A 17,477-nucleotide genomic window follows, 5' to 3' on the forward strand; every position below is an offset into this window, starting at 1 on the left:
AGCCAGTGGTGGTTAATATCAAGGACGGCGCTAATTACGCGCCCACCGGCGAGGCTGAAAAAGTGGTCGCCCCCGGCGAGTTTTTATTTGCCGCTGCTTTCTTGGATCACGGGCATATTTATGGGCAGACCAACGGGCTGGTTGACGCCGGGGCCACCCTTAAATATGTATACGATCCGGACCCCTATAAAGTGGCGAGGTTTGTAGAGGCTTATCCATCGGTCACGGTAGCGCATAGTTTCCAACAAATTCTGGATGACCCGGCGTTGAAGCTGGTCAATGCCGCAGCGGTGCCTAATGAACGGGCCGGCATTGGCGTACAAGTGATGGAGTCAGGCAAAGACTATTTTACTGACAAGTCGCCGTTTACAAGCCTGGAACAATTAGCGATTGTCAAAGAGGCGGTTGTTAGCAGTGGGCAAAAGTATGCGGTTTACTACGCCGAAAGGGTGCACAACGATGCGGCCTGGCGCGCGGGAGAACTTATTGCCGGCGGTGCCATCGGTCGTGTGTTGCAGGTGCTCAATCTCGCCCCACACCGTCTGGCGAAAAACACCCGTCCCGACTGGTTTTTTAACAAGCAGTGTTACGGCGGGATTCTCACAGACATTGGTTCACACCAGGTAGAGCAGTTCCTCACCTACGCCGACTGCAGTACTGCCACCGTGAACTTTGCCAGGGTAGAGAACTTTGGCCATCCTGATAAACCGGATCTCGAAGACTTTGGTGAAATGTCCTTAACGGGAGACAACGGTGCATCTTTCTACACTCGGGTCGACTGGTATACGCCCGACGGGTTGCGGACATGGGGCGACGGTCGCACGTTTATTGTTGGCACTGAAGGAACCATTGAGCTGCGCAAGTACCTCGATGTGACCGGTCAAGCGCCATCTTCAACGTTGATTCTGGTTAATGGCGCCGGTGAAAGCACTGAGGAGTGCCTCAATAAAACAGGCTTTCCTTTCTTTGGTCAGTTAATTGTCGACTGCATTCAGCGGACGGAGAACGCAATGTCCCAGGATCATGCATTCAAGGCCGCCGAGATTAGCATGTTGGCGCAAAATACTGCTGATGGCAGGAGGTGTGGTTAAGGTGAATTCTCCTATTCAGGCTGTCAAAGTGCGTCGGCTCTATTTGCAGGTTGCGGAGCAATTGCAGCAGCTTATAGACAATGGCAGTTTCAGTGTAGGTAGTCGTCTTCCTGCGGAGCGCGACCTTGCCGGGCAGTTTGCAGTGAGTCGACCCACCATTAGGGAGGCGATGATCGCGTTGGAGATTGCTGGCCTGGTGGAAGTCCGTTCTGGTTCGGGCGTTTACGTACTGGATCGCGCGACGAGTGCCCAGCTGCCCCAGACGCAGGCACCGGGTCCATTTGAAATTCTCGAAGCGCGCAAACTTATCGAAAGTGAAACCTGTGCGCTGGCGGCCCGGCATATTAATGCCCAGCAGCTCACCGAGCTCAAATCACTATTATCGGCTATGGAGGGGCAGGAACAATCGGTGGAAGAAGCGGAAGTAATTGATGAGCAGTTTCACTGCACGATAGCTGAAGCCTCAGGCAATGGCGCTTTAAGCGTTACCGTTGAATGGCTGTGGCGGCTGCGTAACGAGTCCGAAATCAGTACGCGTTTTCACCAGCGAATTAGAGAGGAGGGCAGTCGCCCTATTGTGTCTGATCACCAGCGTATTTTTGCAGCACTGGAATCCTCTGATCCGGCGGCTGCCAGCCAGGCCATGTCTGACCACTTGCAGCGAGTCATCGACAGTTTACTGGACAGCGAAGAATGAGCGTTTTACACCCGGATCGATTATTCGCGAGCTGCCCCAGGCAGCGAGACATAGCACGAGAGCTGTATCAACAGGTTGCTCACTTGCCGATTGTCAGTCCTCATGGCCATACTGACCCTCGATGGTTTGCTGACAATCGAGCGTTTGCTAACGCGACTGAGCTCTTGTTGCAGCCTGATCATTACCTGCTGCGTATGCTTTACAGTCAGGGCATTGGCTTGGATGAACTCGGCGTTAGGCATGGCGGTTCCGCTGCTGCTAAAACAGACCCTGAGGCTGTTTGGCAGTTGTTCGCAGGCAACTACCATCTGTTTCGTGGCACGCCGACCCGGTTGTGGATGGATCATGTTTTCGTAGAAGTTTTTGGCATTGATGAATTGTTGACTGAGAACAACGGGCCGCGCATTTACGCGGAGATCAATCGTCAGCTCTCCCAGCCTGAATGCCTTCCAAGGGCGTTATTCCAGCGCTTTAATATAGAGGTCATCGCGACCACGGAGTCACCGCTAGACCCGCTGGACGCGCATCGCCGGCTGCAAGCCGACCCCTGGCCAGGACGCGTCATAACGGCGTTTCGACCTGACCCGGTGGTCGATCCTGAGTTTGAGGGCTTTGCCGATAATATTGCGCAACTGGCGCTGGCAAGTGGTGAAAGCTGCGATCACTTTTCGGGTTATCTTGCTGCGCTGCGAGAACGCCGTACCTTTTTCAAATCAATGGGCGCTACTGCTACTGATCATGGGCACCCTAGCGCATTGACGGCTGACTTGCCCGAGTCAACTTGCGAGCGGCTTTATCAAGAGGCCTTAAGAGGCTCGCTCAACGCCGATCAAGCGGAGCTTTTCCGTGGGCAGATGTTGCTGGAAATGGCGTTGATGAGTTTGGACGATGGCCTGGTTATGCAGCTCCATCCGGGTGTTTCTCGCAACCATAATTCACAACTTTTTCGGGAGTTCGGGCGGGACAAAGGCGCGGATATACCGCTGCCCGGAGAGTTTGTGCGGGGACTCAAGCCGCTGTTGGAGAAAGTGGGTAACGAAGCGAGTTTTACGCTGATCCTGTTTACACTGGACGAGACCACATACGCTCGAGAATTAGCGCCTCTTGCAGGTCATTATCCGTGCCTGAAATTGGGGCCAGCCTGGTGGTTTCACGATAGTCCCGAGGGAATGCTGCGCTACCGACAACAGGTGACGGAAACAGCCGGCTTCTATAATACGGTTGGTTTTAACGATGACACTCGCGCCTTTTTATCAATTCCTGCAAGGCACGACGTTGCCCGGCGTATCGACTGTCGTTTTTTAGCCCAGTTGGTAGCAGAGCACCGTATGACAATGCCAGAAGCGTCAGAATTGGCTGTCGACCTTGCCGGGAATCTTGCCAGAGCTGCGTATAAATTGTGATGCCGCGGCTGACAGAAGCCAGTCTGGGCGAACTAAGCGTGTCAGTGGAGTTGCCAACCTATGACCGTGACAGTATTGAAGCGGGCATAGTGCATCTTGGGATTGGCGCGTTTCAGCGTGCTCATCAGGCCGTTTACACCGACCAGGCAATGAGCCTTAGTGGCGGAAACTGGGGAATCATCGGCGTTTCTTTGCGCAGTGATACCGTAGCCCGGCAGCTGTTGCCCCAGGACTGTTTGTATTCGGTGCTCAGCGAAGATGGAGTTGAACAGTCGCTGCGTCTTGTCGGCTCTGTTACCCAGGTCTTGGTTGCGCCGACCCAGCTCGACGAAGTAGTGAGCGCCATCGCTGCAGAAGCGACAGCGATTATTACCCTGACAATTACCGAGAAGGGATATTGCACCGGGCCCGACGGGCACTCGCTTGATCGATCAAATCCACTGATAGAGGCCGACCTTGCTGCGCCCGAGGCACCTCGTTCGGCTATCGGTTTGTTGGCACTGGGCTTACGCAGGCGGCAGTCACTTGGAAACAGTCCGGTCACTGTTATCAGCTGCGACAACGTGGCGGCGAACGGGCAGGTCATAGCTTGCGTACTGAAAGAATATACTGAACTGGCTTTTCCAGAGCTCAGCGCCTGGTTGCAAAACAATACCAGTTGTCCCTCCAGCATGGTCGATCGTATCGTGCCAGCCAGCACAGAGGCCCAGCAATTGAGGCAGTCTCAAATGCTGGGTTTAACAGACTGTAGCGCGATCGCAACAGAACGTTTCAGCCAGTGGATCATTGAAGATAATTTTTGTTCACCGCGCCCAGACTGGCGAGCAGCAGGCGTGCAATATGTCGATAATATTGCGCCCTACGAGGAAATAAAACTTCGATTGCTCAACGCCAGTCACTCGGCAATTGCTTACTGCGGATTGCTGGCGGGTAAGGAGTTCGTCGATCAGGTAGTGACCGATAGGCAGCTCGGCGAATTCGTTGAAACCCTAATGAACGACGATCTAATGCCAGCGCTTAATGTGCCATCGGACTTTGACTTAGGGGCATACAAATCGCAGCTGCTCGCTAGATTTCGGAACCCTTGCCTGGGTCACCGTTGTGAACAAATCGCCATGGATGGCAGCGAAAAAATCGGTCACCGATGGTTGCCCGTGCTGCAGGGCAGTGGCGAAAACAGCAAGCTCATCGTGGCGTTGGCTGCGTGGTGCTATCTGGTGCTGTATACCGATATTGCGATCAGTGATCCCAAAGAGGCTCAGCTACTGCAGCTGCGTACCCGGCGAGATGACTCGCGGCTGCGCGAATTGCTTGCTTGTGCTCGAGTGACCCAACGCACAGTGACGTCTCTCGACTCGCTGTGTCGACAGATTGAACAGAAAATAGACAAATTGGCGCAGGGCGGGATTTTGGCACTTGTTTCGATTTAGATAGTTGAATGCGTAGCGGGCGATAGAACCAGCGCTGCGAAAAATGATGACGAAAAGTATGGAACCACAATGAAAAGAATTTTCTCCGTGCTGTTGATTGCAGCCATAGGTGTCGCAGTTTACATAGCGTTTCTTAAACCATCCGAGAGTACGTTCGAGTTGGAGGACGATTATGTCCTGCTCTACGACGGGAAATCTCTAGACGGATGGCGGGTGATCGGTGGGGAGTCGACCTTTGAGGCGGACGGCGATTCTATCAAAGGTATTCATGGCCCCGGCGATAATACTTTCTTACGCACCGAGAAAACTTTTGGGGATTTTAATCTGCGTATGCAGATGCGTTGGGATGAGTTAGGAAATTCTGGCGTTCTGTTCCGTGCCCAACAGCGCGAGGGTGACGGTCGGGCCTTTGGCTACCAGTACGAACTCGATCATTCGGACCGCGCCTGGAGTGCAGGAATTTACGACGAGGCGAGAAGAGGGTGGTTGTACGACCTTGCAGGCAAGCAGGCTGTCAGTGAGGCAGTGAAGCTGGATGATTGGAACGATCTAGAAATCAGTGCTCGCGGTGGCAAGCTGCAAACCTGGATAAACGGTATCGCAGCGGCGACTATTATCGATGCATTTGACGCCGAAGGTTTTATCGCCCTGCAGGTTCACGCGGGCGATGTTGGTATTATGCGATGGCGCCACATTCGGATTAAAGAGCTGGAACCCATTGCCCAGGCAGGTAATGAGTTAGTGGCGGATGACTGGGTGCTGGATAGATTGAACGATATCAACATTCAGGGAGTCGGCATCAGTGGTGGTTTGCAGGAGGATGGCGGTTGGCTAAGTCCCCGCCGCCGCTTTGCAGATGCGAGTGTGGAATTTTCAGTGCCTGCCTGTGACGCGCCGACGATCGTGCGTATGCGCTATGACGGCGGGGAGATGAGTGATGGCGAATCTTTTGTTGAGGCCAGTATCTATGCTGATCGGGCCACGGGTCGCCATGTCACACCCGATAAAGTCACTGAAATGGAAGAAGTGAGTCTGACACCAGCCAGTCGTCATCGCTTTAGAGGTATCACTATTGGTGATTCAGCCACGCTCAGTGTCGATAGCGACGATGTCCTGCGGATAGCGAACGTTGGGTCTGACCTTGCCAGCCGAGGAAAACTGCAGATTAAACCGGCCAACTGCGCGGATCGCTTCGAGATCGGCGAGTTCTCCTGGACAAATCTGCAGGAAAACCGTGAGGAAGTTGCTTTTTATAAGACGCTTGATAACGCGCCTGCACCCGTACTGAGTCCAGAGGAATCGCTGGCTGCTTTTCGAATCGCCCCGGGCTTTGAAATTGAGTTGGTTGCCGCGGAACCACTGGTAGAGGATCCGGTGGCCATGGCCTGGGATGAGTACGGCAGGCTTTACGTAGTCGAAATGCGTGGATACATGCCCGATGCCTACGGTACCGGCAGTGAAGAGCCTGTAGGTCAGGTTGTGCGCCTGGAAGATGTTGACGGCGATGGGCGCATGGACACCAGCGAGGTCTTTCTTGGCGGGTTAGTCAACCCCAGGGCCGTTGCCGTCGTTAATGAAGGTGTGTTAGTCGGCGAGCCCCCCAATTTGTGGCTTTGCGCTACACCCTCGAAAGATGTGCTCTGTGAGCAAAAGCGCAGCGTCGGGGGTTATGCGCCGGATGCGGCCAACGTGGAGCACATGGAAAACCGCTTGCTGCCCGGTCTGGACAACTGGCTTTATAACTCCAAGTCAAAGCGCCGTATGCGATTGGTGGATGGTGAGCTGCAAGAGTCACAAGGGCCCTCCCGCGGGCAGTGGGGCATCAGTAAAGACGACTACGGGCGCCTCTACTACAACAACAATTCAAGCTGGCTACAGGCTGACTTCTTTCAGGGCGATGATATCGTAGAACCTGGCATTGACTCTTATCCAGCAGGTATCGGCGTCAATCTTACGGACCCTTCACTGGTTTATTCGGTGCGGGTCAATCCCGGTGTTAATCGTGCATACCTCGAAGGTACTTTGCGTAAGGATGGACGCCTTAACCGAGCAACGGGAGCCAGCGGGCTAGCAATTTATCGTGGAGACCAGTTCCCAGATGAGTATCGTGGTCATGCTTTTGTGCCCGAATCTGCAGGGAACGTGGTAGCCCAGTTCGCCCTTGAGGAGCTGGAAATCGGTGTCTCTGCGCAACAGCAATTATACCCTGACGAGCAGTGGGGCCAGCGGGATTTTCTGGGGTCAACTGACGAACGTTTCCGGCCTGTCGATGCTGCTAACGGGCCCGATGGCAGTCTCTATTTGATCGACATGTATCGCGGCATCATTCAAGACGATCATTTTTTAACGGATGAGTTGCGGGAACAGATTCTCGAGCGCGGGCTTGATAAACCTGTCGGCAAAGGGCGTATATGGAGGATTCGCCATTCTGCAGGGCGCGAGCAACGGGCAACACCTGCACTGGCAGAAGCCGCGCCTGAGCAATTAATCAGTGCTTTGTCTGCCAGTAATGGCTGGACAAGGGATACCGCCCAGCGCCTGTTACTCAAGCAGCCAGTCGGACAGGTGCAAGCGCTTGAGGCCCTGGCTCTGGCCAGTGAAACAGTGCCAGCACTCCATGCGATCTGGACGCTTCATGGTCGCAATGAACTTACCTCGTCTCTGGTCGCTAAACTTTTGCGCTCGGAAGATCCGCAGCGGCAAATTCATGCGCTTAGGGCGGGTGCTGGCCTGCTGACTGCGCCGCAACTGGTCGCTGTCAGTGAGAATCTGCTGGCTGGGCCTGAGCAGTTGGTGATGCAGTATGCATTTGCACTGGGCACACAAGCCGGGCACACGGCCGCACGCGACACACTGGGTCTGATTCTCAATAGCACAGCAGATAGCGTTTACGTCCGTCAGGCGGCGGTAAGGGCACTGCGCAACAGGGAACTCATCTTCCTGCAGGAGATGGTCGCAACAGGCGGGCTACCTGCCCAGAGTGACGGCGCGGAAAAAGCCCTGGCGGCCTTGGCGGCGAATGCCTACCGAACTATTCGCCCGGACATGAGCTCTGATAATGCCATCGCTCCTGCAATGTTGGATCTCTTATCCCTGATCGAAGACCGCCGAGGGGACGGCGCCTGGCAGCAGTTGGCCTTGTTGTCTGGTTTCTCTGCACTGGCCAGGACTGATGGTTTTATACCTGCCGGGTTAGGGTCGGCGCCGCCGATTTTTTCTGCGACAGACATTAGCGAAAAAGATCCACTGTGGGATGCCCGTCTCAATGCACGTGTGGTATTTACCTGGCCGGGCGATGAGTTGGCACTGGGCATTAAACCATTGAGTCCAGAGCAAATAGCGCTCATGGAGGTCGGAAAAAACTATTATCCGACCTGCGCTAACTGTCATGGGGCAAACGGCGCAGGTATTGCCGGCCTTGCCCCCGCCCTGGCAGGTGCCAGTTGGGTGACGGGTCCTCCCGAGTGGTTGGCGAGAATTATTCTCCAAGGTGTTAACGGGCCCATGGAGGTGAACGCAGTGCAGTGGAACGGTATCATGCCGCCGCACGGTCACCTTGCAGCATTGAATGACGAAACTTTGGCGGGTTTGATGCTTTACCTGCGTCGCAGTTGGGGTAATAAAGCGGACCCCGTCAGTGTTGAACAAGTTGCACAGATACGCCTGGCGAGTGCTGATCGCAAGCAGCCATGGACAGTTAAGGAACTTGAGAGTGTGCCTTTTGATCGCGGGTTCGGTCGGTTCGTAGGCCAGTACAGCGTGAGCTTTGTCACCATGACAATCGACGAAACGCCGGAGGGCTTGTATCTCTCCGTGCCGCTCTATGGAGAGGGGTTACTCACGCAGGTTAATGCAACCAGTTTTACAGGGAGCGCAGGCAGTGAAAATATAAACCTGGATTTTGTACTGGAAGACGATGGTCCCGCGAGTAGTTTCACCCTTCTTAAAGATGGGCAAAAAATTGTTTTTAAGCGAAAACAGTGACAGGCCGAAGCTAAGACTGGCGTTTATGCAGTAACAACACAGCAGACCATATGGCAACCAATGCCAGTCCGCCTATTTCACGGGCTTCTTCCACCGATTGGGTTTTCATGCTGATCGACTCCACGATGGCTTCGGGGGAAACTTTACCCACGACGGAGGGCAACAAAGCGCCGATCCAAAGCAGGCTGGTAACCAGCAGCAAGGCCGGGCACCAGATGGGAAGGCGCCTGCTAAACCAGGCGACACACATGCCTGCAGCTGCTAGATAGATTGCTATCCAACTCCAGGGGTCAGGATCGTTGTACTGAACCAGGGTGGATGCCAGGTAGGAGAGTAGGAAAAAGGCATTGAGGACGCTGTAAATCATTAAGGCTGCTCTGTTTGCGGCGCAATGCAGCCCCTCGGCTGCGGTAAATCGTTAGGCGTTGCATGGCTGTGCCTGCTAACACTGACCAATATGCAAATTCAAATCGGAAAATACAAGTAACAGACCATGCACAGAAATATTTTAGTAGCGATCACTTTTTTGCTTGCGGCCAGTCAAGCAGGTGCGCAGGCCTTAGAGCACACCTTAGTTACCGGTACGTATGCGCCGCTTGCGGAGCTCACGGCATCAGTGTCGGTGATAGAACAGGCAGATATTCAAAAGCTTAACAAACGATCGATAGCGGAGATTCTGCAAACTATTCCGGGGCTACTGGTCGAGCGGCAGGGCGGGCCGGGTGGTCTGACCGCCGTATCCATACGCGGAGCGGAATCCAATTTTACGCTGGTGCTGCTTGACGGTGTGCCGGTTAATGACCCAACAAATACCCGCGGTGGCGGTTTTGATTTTGCCAACCTCAATCCGTCTCTGGTAGAGCGAATTGAAGTGATTAGAGGTTCGCAGTCAGCCATTTATGGCTCGGATGCATTGGCGGGCGTTATTAATATACTGACTCGTCAACCGACGGCCGGGCATAGCGCCGATCTTGGTGCCGAGTTAGGCGAAGACGGGTTTGAAAACTATACTGTTGGCGCCAGGGGCGCAGGTAATAGCTGGGATTACTCTATCGGTTTTGCCTCCCGGGACGATGGTGAACCCGTTCCAGGCAGTACCCGCGACAGCGATAACGCCAACCTCAGGTTAGGCTGGAATCCTGCTCCCGGTCACCGACTGGAATTTGGCTATCGTTACCTGGACGGCCAGCGAAGCAGTTATCCCGAGCAGAGCGGCGGCCCTGAGTATGCAGTGTCAGATGCTCTTGATAGTAGCGAGTATCGTGATCAGGTGTTTGCCCTGGCGTGGAAAGCCCAGCTAAACAAGGCGTGGCAAAGCAGCGTCACCATGGACCGGTTCTCTCATGAAGATGACTATGCATCTCCGGGAATATCTCCCTATTTAGAGGTGCCTCCCAATGGTGCGGATAGCGACTTTCAGCAGGACCGCCTGCGCTGGGTAAATACGCTGTCTGTCACAAACGGAATTGAACTTAACCTGGGGGCTGACTACAGGGATGAAGATGCCGAAAGTGATGGCTATCTTGAATACTTTGGTGTCCTGCTGCCCGCTGATTTTACACTCCAGCGCAATACTGCAGGCTTGTTCGCCAATGTAACGACTCCGACTAACAAGATATGGCTTTTGCAGGGTACGGCGCGTTATGACGACCCAGATGGTTACGATGCTCAAACGACCGTGAGTCTTGGTGCGCGTTACCGCCTTAGCGATACGGTGTCAGCCAGCGCGAACTGGGGCGAGGCATTCAAGCTCCCAAGTTTCTCTGCGCTGGGAAACCCCTTGGTTGGTAACCCTGAGCTTAGACCCGAGACTGCAGCTAACTGGGATATTGGGCTTGCCTGGTCGGTCAATACTGAGTTACGACTGGCGGCAACAGGCTTCTTCAATGACTTCGAAAACCTGGTGGATTTTGACAGTGAGACCTTTCGCAACGTCAATCGAAAAAACGTGAAGACCAGTGGCGTTGAGCTGGAGTTTGGGTGGCAGGCCAAGCCGCAATTGAGGGTGCGAGGGCAGCTGACCTATACCGATATCGAAGTGAAGGGTGAGGACAGCATACTTACCGGTCGACCGGAGTGGGTTGCGTCGGCAACTGCAAACTGGCAATTTGCCGAGCGCTGGGACACCGTCCTCGACTATCGTTATAGTGGAGAACAGTGGTCTACTTCCCGTTATGCCGGTAGTGAGGAGTCGCGTCTGCTCGATGCATTTCATCGTCTGGACTGGAGTTTGCAATGGTCGGTAGTACCCCAGTGGCAGCTTCGCCTGACGGTCGATAATCTGTTTAACGAGGACTACGAGAACTCAATTGGTTTCCCCGCGCCAGGGAGAAGTATCCGCTTTGGCTTGCATTACGGCGTATAATTCAAATGCCGAACATAAGAGTACGATGAAATGACTGCAAAACTACTTGTCTTGCCCCTTCTGTTTACGCTTCACGGCTGCACCACAGACGCTGTCGTTGACGCTTCAGAATGCGTCAATGCCTTGAGTGCCCAGGAACAGGCCGAAGGCTGGCGCTTGCTGTTTGCTGGCGATTCACTTGAGCAGTGGCGCAGCTATGATGAGGATGAAGTCAACGATGGCTGGGCTAACGAGAACGGCTGCCTGACGCGGGTCGCCTGGGGCGGCGATATTATTAGTCGCGAGCAATTTGCTGATTTTGAATTGAAGCTTGATTGGCGTATCAGTGACTCCGGAAATAGCGGCATCTTTATTCGCGGGGATGAAAGCGAGAGTTCTATTCATCACACGGGATACGAAATGCAGGTGTTGGACAACGCAGGGCATAGTGATTCAAAAGACCCTTCGCACAGAGCGGGCGCCCTATACGATATGTTCATTCCCGATCACGATACCAGCAAGCCCGTAGGCTACTGGAATCAGGTACATATCATTGCTGCTGGGCCGAATGTGGAATTTTGGTTAAACGGGCGGCAAACGGCAAGCTTCAGTCAGGGTAGTCCCGAATGGAAGGCCATGTACGCCCAGAGCAAGTTTACCAGTCGCCCTCGCTACGGGTCTTTGCTGCAAGGGCATATAGGCTTTCAGGATCATTTTGACAAAGTCTGGTACAGAAATATTCGTATTTTAGAAAAGTGATTTTCTCTCAGCCAGACCAGCACTAACGCTTTACTTTAAAGTCCGATGCCTGCAAGTCCCAGGTATTGTCTGAGTTGCCTCGCTTGCGCAGTTCAAACTTTTGCACTTTTTGGGTCGGCGTATAGGGCAGTTCCTCGACGAAGTCGAGATATCTGGGAACAAAGAAATAGGGTGCTCTGTCGTTGATGAACTGACAGATTTGTTCGGCACTCAGGTCACTGCCAGTGGCTCTTATGACGTTCAGCTTCAACTCGTCTTCACTGTCGATTTCTTTGCTGGGAATGCCAAAGGCAGCGACATCGGCAACCTCCGGATGACGGCGAGCCACACTCTCAACTTCCAGAGTGGAAATGTTACGCCCGGCAAAACGCACCGCATCCTTTTTGCGATCGGTGAAAAAGTAAATGCCGGTTTCTGGATCCATTCGCGCCATGTCACCGCTTAGAAACCAGTCACCTCTGAACGCTGCGGCAGTACCCTCGGGATTATCAAAATAACCGCTGAAAATGGTGTGCGGTTTCTTGGGGCGAATACATATTTCCCCGGGCTCTCCGGCCGTCACTTCATTACCATCGTCATCACAGAGCTTCACGTCAATGTCTGCAACGGGACGGCCCAGTGCATATGTAGGCGTGCTCGCGGGGCACTCAAGTTGATTCATGATCATCATGCATTCGCTCATTCCCATGCCAGAAGAAATTAGCTCGAGGTTAAAGCGCTGTTCGAAGCTCTTCCAGATGTCTGGCGCTATCGGAACGATGAAAGCCTTGCGAAGAGTGTTGTTAGCGTCTTCAGGGCTTTCGGGAGCGTTCATAAGGAAGGATCCCATAGCGCCGATGCCAAAGGTCTGGGTAGCGCCAAAGCGATTGATCCGATGCCAATATTCTGACACTGAAAATTTATCTTCGATCACCAAAGTGATGCCATCGATCAACGCGCGGTATACACAGGTAATCCATGCGCCTGCATTGTAAAGAGGCAGCGCGCAGTAGCAGATATCGTCTTCTGCTGAGTCGTATTGTATTGATGCACCATCGACGATCGCACGAATCCAGGCGTTGTAACTCTGCAACACGCCCTTGGACTTACCCGTGGTGCCCGATGTCCAGAGAATGGCACTGGTATCCCCATAATTCTGGTTGCTGTAGTCAGGGGTCAGGGGCTGTTTAGCAAGTAATTGTTGATAGGTCGCTGCTATTGGCAACGCGGTGTCCTCGCTGTCGCCAATCAATACAATCTGTGCCGATGGCAGGCGGTCTTGTATCTCCTGCAGTCTTGGCACGAACTTCTGTTCAGTGACGATTACTGTTGGCTTGCTGCCAGAAATTGCTTCCAGTAGCCATTCGCCCCGATAATCTGCATTGATGGGCACCCAAACGGCGGACAGTTTATTAGTCGCAAGCGTCAGAAGTACGAGTTCCGGACGATTGGCTAACAACAGCACGACTCTGTCGCCCCTGGTGACACCGAGTTCGGCGAGCCCTGCAGCTAGCCTGTTAGTTTGCTCTTCAGCTTCTGCAAAGCTGGTGGAACTGGACTCGGTGACAAGAAAGGGTCTGTGCGGACAATCTTTGGCCTGCTCCATGAGGATTTTTCCAAATAAACGATCCTCATTGCGCTCCAGTTTCAGTTTCATGGCACCCTGTCCCAGTAGTTACTTTTCTAAAGTATATCGAAAGGGTGGTCGCAGATCAGTGGTCGAACGGCTGGCGGAATGAAAAAATCGCTTGCCGTTCAACTATATGGTTGTTCAAGTGGGGGTTGGTGCTTGTCCAGCTTTACATCCCCAGCTACTCTGGATGTTTTGTACACGTTTGAATACAGGAAAAACCATGCGCGCAGCTCTGCTCGAAGAAGCCCGAAAACCGTTAAAGGTTCGCAATGATATCGAAATCATAGACCCCCGAGCTGGAGAGGTCAGGGTCAACGTGAAGTATTGTGGCCTGTGCAACTCGGATTTAGGTTTTGTGACCGGTAAGGCCCCATTGATGGGGTTACAGGTGCCGGGGCATGAAGCATCGGGTGTGGTGGAGTCGCTGGGCCCGGGTGTTACTCACCTGGAAGTCGGTGATCATGTGGTGCTGACGCCGGCTCCCCCTTGCGGCCAGTGCTATTACTGTCAGCGAGACCAGCAAAATTTATGCACTAACGCGATGGGCATACTTACGGGAACGCTGCCCGACGGTAGCACGGGTCTATCATTGAATGGCGAACAGGTGTTCAGGGGTTGTGGTATTGGTGCTCTTGCCGAGTACGTCACATTGCCTGCGACGGGCGCGATCAAAATTGATAAAGACATCCCCCTGGATGTGGCCTGTGTGATCGGGTGTGCGCTGCAAACTGGCGTAGGCGCGGTTCTCAATACCGCCGAGATGGAAGCGGGGGCCACCTGCGTTGTGCTGGGGTTGGGCGGCATCGGAATGGCTGCGATACAGGGGGCACGCATTGCCGGAGCTTCTGTCATTATCGCCTCCGACCCGGTAGCCGAGCGACGAGACAAAGCCATTGGGTTTGGAGCGACTCATGTGGTCGACCCGGTTAACGAAGATATCAATGCGCTGGTAATGACACTTACGGCTGCCATTGGCGTGGACTATGCGTTTGAAGCCGCGGGTAAGGCGGCATTGATTGAGCAGGGGATTCAAATGACTCGAATGGGAGGAACCACGGTCATTGTTGGCTCGCCCGCCATCGAAGAAAATCTGACTATTCCCAATGTCGTGTTGTTTCAGGCCCTGGAAAAGAAGCTTTGTGGCTGCCTGCTGGGGTCTAGTAATTCCCTGTTTGAGATCCCGCGGTTGCTGCGTCTCTGGCGTCAGGGACTACTGGATATGGAAGGCATGATTACCGGGCGGCGCCCTTTGGAGGAGATCAACGAGGGCTTTAAAGACCTGGAAGAAAGCCGCGGTATCCGCACCGTTATAGAAATCTAGAGCGGCATAAAGTGTGTGGCCTAGGCTAATCCCAAAAAGGCTTCTTTTACTTTCAGCTTATGCAGTTTCTCGCTGGCGTTACGTGGTAAAGGCTCGGTAGCAAATTCGATGACCCGTGGCACCTTGTAAGTCGCTAGCCGCGCAGTGAGAAAGGCGCGCAATTCGGACTCCTCGAGGTTTTCCTCAGGGTCCAGGTAAGCGACCAGCACCAGTTCTTCGCCCATAGCTTGATCGGGCTCACCGAATACGACGACTTCCCGCACTTCAGGGCGCTCGTAGGCAGCTTGTTCAATTTCGCCTGGGTAGATGTTTTCCCCGCCACGAATGACGATCTCCTTGATTCTTCCGGTGATGTAGAGATAGCCATCTTCATCGAGCATGCCGATGTCACCTGTCTTCATCCAGCCGTCTTGGCTAAACGTTGCAGCATTGGCGTCTGGCTTTTCCCAGTATCCCGGTGTGCAACTGACTCCTCGCATTTCTATTTCTCCGGGTTGCCCATCGGGCAATACCGTGCCGTCGGCAGCCACGAAGCGCATATCCATAATCGGTGAAGGAATGCCGGCGGCATCCGGTTTATAGTCGAACAGGGCGCCACTCATTGTCGCCCCAACTGCCATGGTTTCAGTCATGCCATAACCCGCTGAACTGCTGGGCGCACTGACTCGAGATTGAATCAGCTCGGGCAGTCCGGCTGGCGTTGCTGCGCCTGCTGCGCTGATGCGCATCAATGACTCGGTATTGTACTGTTGATAGTCGGGGTGACTCAGCAGATCCTGCAAAATGGCAGGCACAGTAGACAGCCCGGTCACTTTTTCCTGATCGATTAGTTTAAGCGCTTCTGTGCTGTCCCACTTGTACATCATGATGACTTTTTGACCCATTGCGATGGGGAGATAAAAGCCGCCCAGCAGACCGGTAGCGTGGAACAGCGGTACGGTCAGCATCGGCGTTTCCCTGTCGGCGCCGCCGCGATACTCGCGGGGGCCGCCTTCGAATTCCGCGACCAGTAGCCCGAGAAACATCATGTTCATCAAGGCCTGTCCGATTGCAGCGTGCTTATGCAAAACCCCCTTGGGAAAACCGGTGCTGCCGGAGGTGTACAGAATTAGCGCGCTGTCTTCGGGGGCAACTGCAACCGGCGTGTAAGACTGTTCTTGGCCAGCGGTCAAAATATCCTTAAAAAGTACTACGTTTGCCGACCCTAAAAACTCATCTGAGGCAGGCACTACAATCGTTGCCAAGTTCAAAGTATCAAACGTAGTCTCGATAAGCCTAAATCGCGCTTCATCGCAAATAAGCAACTTGGCACCGCAGTCAGTAATCGCATACTCCAGTTCCTCACTTTTCCCCCAACTGTTTATTGGCACGACGATTGCGCCGATCAGGGTCGCAGCGCTATAGGTAATCATCCACTCCACATTGTTGCGCATGGCAATAGCAACGCGATCGCCTTTGTTAATTTTGAATTCGCTTTGCAACTGGCTGGCCAGTGCGTCTACAGCCTGGAACAGGCGATTATAGGTAAAACGTTTTCCGTCATAGACCAGGAACTCCAACTCGCCGTGATTGCGGGCATTGTTCAGTATCTCTATCGCTGTTTTAGGTGCATGCTTATAGGCGCGATAGCTACGCCCATTAAGGCTAAGCTCTTCTACCTCAAAAAATGCGCCTGCAGCAGTAAGCTCTGCTTTTTTGGCTTTTATCGCACTGCCTGAAACGGACATTTTGCTCAACCTCTGGAACATCATGGTGTGTATAGCAACTATACGCTGTAATCTTCGCCGGAAAAGCCACGGTTGGTTCAGCAGGCGACGTAATACAAGGAATTGAACCCGCCATGGCCTTCTCAAGCAGCAGCGGGGTATTGAGTCTGCGTTAGGCGACAATCTCCGCTAAAGTGTTCGTCCACCAATGAACAGACCGCTTAATTTGGAGCGAACCTATGGCAATGCCGAATGATGTTGGAATTATTGATCTTATGCTGATGATCCCGAGTGCAGAGCAGAGTCATTGGTACGACTACATGAAGCCACTGTTTCTTGATAGCGATAGCCGTGATGTATTCAGTATGCCTGCGCAATACATGTTCAACGTCCCAGATTTGAAAAATATTGAGGATGGACGGGCGTATACCCTGGCACAAATGGATCAGCACGGGATTTCACGCGCCATGGTCGGCATATCCGGTGATCCCGGTTTGATTCACGAGCAAGCGGTAGCCGATCACCCTGATCGCTTCTTTGCTTCCTATGAAGCGAATCCCAATCTGGCGATGGATGAAGTACGTAAAATTCGGCGCCTCAAGCAAGAATTCGATATCAAGGCGGTAACGGCATTTCCATCGGGTCTTTGCCCACAGGTTCCCATTAATGACAAACGCTGGTATCCCATTTATACCACTTGTATTGACCTGGATATCCCCTTTTGCCCCTGCGTGGGTGTGCCCGGTCCGCGATTGCCAATGGAACCGCAGAAAGTGGAGCACCTCGATGAGGTTTGCTGGTTTTTCCCGGAACTGAAGGTTGTAATGCGCCATGGCGGCGAACCTTGGACAGAGCTGGCCTGGAAGTTAATGTTGAAGTACCCGAACCTGAATTATATGACCAGCGCGTTTGCGCCTAAATACTATCCTAAGGATATTATAGAATTTGCCAATACGCGGGGCTCTGACCAGGTGATGTACGCGGGTTACTTTCCGATGGGGATTTCGCTAGAGCGGATTTTCGAGGATATGCCAAACGTCCCTTTGCGGGATGATGTTTGGCCTAAATTTCTTCGCGATAATGCCCAGCGAGTGTTCAAATTGGATCAATAGAGCGACGCTATATGCCAC

At 53.4% G+C, this 17,477-nt stretch carries 12 protein-coding genes; 9 read left to right on the plus strand and 3 right to left on the minus strand.

The genetic code is table 11. The features are described from left to right. The first annotated feature begins 8 nt into the window (after positions 1-8). From EYC87_RS05630 to EYC87_RS05650, 5 genes are all read left to right on the plus strand, one after another. Positions 9-1,091: a Gfo/Idh/MocA family protein gene (locus EYC87_RS05630; RefSeq protein ID WP_279252020.1), complete on the plus strand. Its 1,083-nt coding sequence runs from the start codon at positions 9-11 to the stop codon at positions 1,089-1,091. Between the two features lies 1 nt (position 1,092). Beyond that, positions 1,093-1,788 (plus strand): FadR/GntR family transcriptional regulator, encoded by a 696-nt coding sequence (locus tag EYC87_RS05635; RefSeq protein WP_279252021.1) that lies wholly within the window; start codon positions 1,093-1,095, stop codon positions 1,786-1,788. Continuing rightward, positions 1,785-3,191, plus strand: a complete 1,407-nt coding sequence (gene uxaC, locus EYC87_RS05640; RefSeq protein WP_279252022.1) for a glucuronate isomerase — start codon at positions 1,785-1,787, stop codon at positions 3,189-3,191. Before EYC87_RS05635 ends, uxaC begins: the two co-directional genes overlap by 4 nt. Continuing rightward, complete coding sequence (locus EYC87_RS05645; protein WP_279252023.1) at positions 3,191-4,621, plus strand: mannitol dehydrogenase family protein; 1,431 nt, start codon at positions 3,191-3,193, stop codon at positions 4,619-4,621. The genes uxaC and EYC87_RS05645 overlap by 1 nt, the downstream gene beginning before the upstream one ends. Positions 4,622-4,690: 69 nt before the next feature. Next, positions 4,691-8,605, plus strand: coding sequence for a DUF7133 domain-containing protein (locus tag EYC87_RS05650; RefSeq protein ID WP_279252024.1), 3,915 nt, complete (start codon positions 4,691-4,693; stop codon positions 8,603-8,605). A 10-nt stretch (positions 8,606-8,615) separates the two neighbouring features. On the opposite strand, the gene EYC87_RS05655 is transcribed toward EYC87_RS05650, so the two are convergent. Then, complete coding sequence (locus tag EYC87_RS05655; RefSeq protein WP_279252025.1) at positions 8,616-8,972, minus strand: transmembrane 220 family protein; 357 nt, start codon at positions 8,970-8,972, stop codon at positions 8,616-8,618. A gap of 126 nt (positions 8,973-9,098) precedes the next feature. Here EYC87_RS05655 and EYC87_RS05660 point away from each other — a divergent pair, with 126 nt between their 5' ends. Further along, positions 9,099-10,970, plus strand: coding sequence for a TonB-dependent receptor plug domain-containing protein (locus EYC87_RS05660; RefSeq protein ID WP_279252026.1), 1,872 nt, complete (start codon positions 9,099-9,101; stop codon positions 10,968-10,970). A gap of 30 nt (positions 10,971-11,000) precedes the next feature. After that, positions 11,001-11,708: a 3-keto-disaccharide hydrolase gene (locus tag EYC87_RS05665; RefSeq protein ID WP_279252027.1), complete on the plus strand. Its 708-nt coding sequence runs from the start codon at positions 11,001-11,003 to the stop codon at positions 11,706-11,708. Positions 11,709-11,730: 22 nt separating this feature from the next. On the opposite strand, the gene EYC87_RS05670 is transcribed toward EYC87_RS05665, so the two are convergent. Beyond that, positions 11,731-13,344, minus strand: coding sequence for an AMP-binding protein (locus EYC87_RS05670; RefSeq protein ID WP_279252028.1), 1,614 nt, complete (start codon positions 13,342-13,344; stop codon positions 11,731-11,733). 196 nt (positions 13,345-13,540) lie between these two features. Here EYC87_RS05670 and EYC87_RS05675 point away from each other — a divergent pair, with 196 nt between their 5' ends. After that, a complete protein-coding gene (locus EYC87_RS05675; RefSeq protein ID WP_279252029.1) occupies positions 13,541-14,641 on the plus strand; it encodes a Zn-dependent alcohol dehydrogenase in 1,101 nt (366 codons plus the stop codon). A 20-nt stretch (positions 14,642-14,661) separates the two neighbouring features. Here EYC87_RS05675 and EYC87_RS05680 read toward each other — a convergent pair whose 3' ends face one another. Next, positions 14,662-16,368, minus strand: coding sequence for a class I adenylate-forming enzyme family protein (locus EYC87_RS05680; RefSeq protein WP_279252030.1), 1,707 nt, complete (start codon positions 16,366-16,368; stop codon positions 14,662-14,664). A gap of 218 nt (positions 16,369-16,586) precedes the next feature. Between EYC87_RS05680 and EYC87_RS05685 the strand changes: the two genes are divergently transcribed. Next, complete coding sequence (locus tag EYC87_RS05685; protein ID WP_279252031.1) at positions 16,587-17,459, plus strand: amidohydrolase family protein; 873 nt, start codon at positions 16,587-16,589, stop codon at positions 17,457-17,459. Positions 17,460-17,477 lie beyond the last annotated feature (18 nt).

This window comes from Candidatus Seongchinamella marina, from assembly GCF_026262685.1.
In the GTDB taxonomy this organism is placed as follows: domain Bacteria; phylum Pseudomonadota; class Gammaproteobacteria; order Pseudomonadales; family Halieaceae; genus Halioglobus; species Halioglobus marinus.

Bases quoted from the DNA above. Each gene is read 5' to 3' on its own strand.
- uxaC (WP_279252022.1), top strand. From the start codon at position 1,785: ATGAGCGTTTTACACCCGGATCGATTATTCGCGAGCTGCCCCAGGCAG.
- EYC87_RS05670 (WP_279252028.1), bottom strand. From the start codon at position 13,344: ATGAAACTGAAACTGGAGCGCAATGAGGATCGTTTATTTGGAAAAATC.
- EYC87_RS05680 (WP_279252030.1), bottom strand. From the start codon at position 16,368: ATGTCCGTTTCAGGCAGTGCGATAAAAGCCAAAAAAGCAGAGCTTACT.
- EYC87_RS05665 (WP_279252027.1), top strand. From the start codon at position 11,001: ATGACTGCAAAACTACTTGTCTTGCCCCTTCTGTTTACGCTTCACGGC.
- EYC87_RS05685 (WP_279252031.1), top strand. From the start codon at position 16,587: ATGGCAATGCCGAATGATGTTGGAATTATTGATCTTATGCTGATGATC.
- EYC87_RS05675 (WP_279252029.1), top strand. From the start codon at position 13,541: ATGCGCGCAGCTCTGCTCGAAGAAGCCCGAAAACCGTTAAAGGTTCGC.
- EYC87_RS05655 (WP_279252025.1), bottom strand. From the start codon at position 8,972: ATGATTTACAGCGTCCTCAATGCCTTTTTCCTACTCTCCTACCTGGCA.
- EYC87_RS05645 (WP_279252023.1), top strand. From the start codon at position 3,191: ATGCCGCGGCTGACAGAAGCCAGTCTGGGCGAACTAAGCGTGTCAGTG.
- EYC87_RS05660 (WP_279252026.1), top strand. From the start codon at position 9,099: ATGCACAGAAATATTTTAGTAGCGATCACTTTTTTGCTTGCGGCCAGT.
- EYC87_RS05650 (WP_279252024.1), top strand. From the start codon at position 4,691: ATGAAAAGAATTTTCTCCGTGCTGTTGATTGCAGCCATAGGTGTCGCA.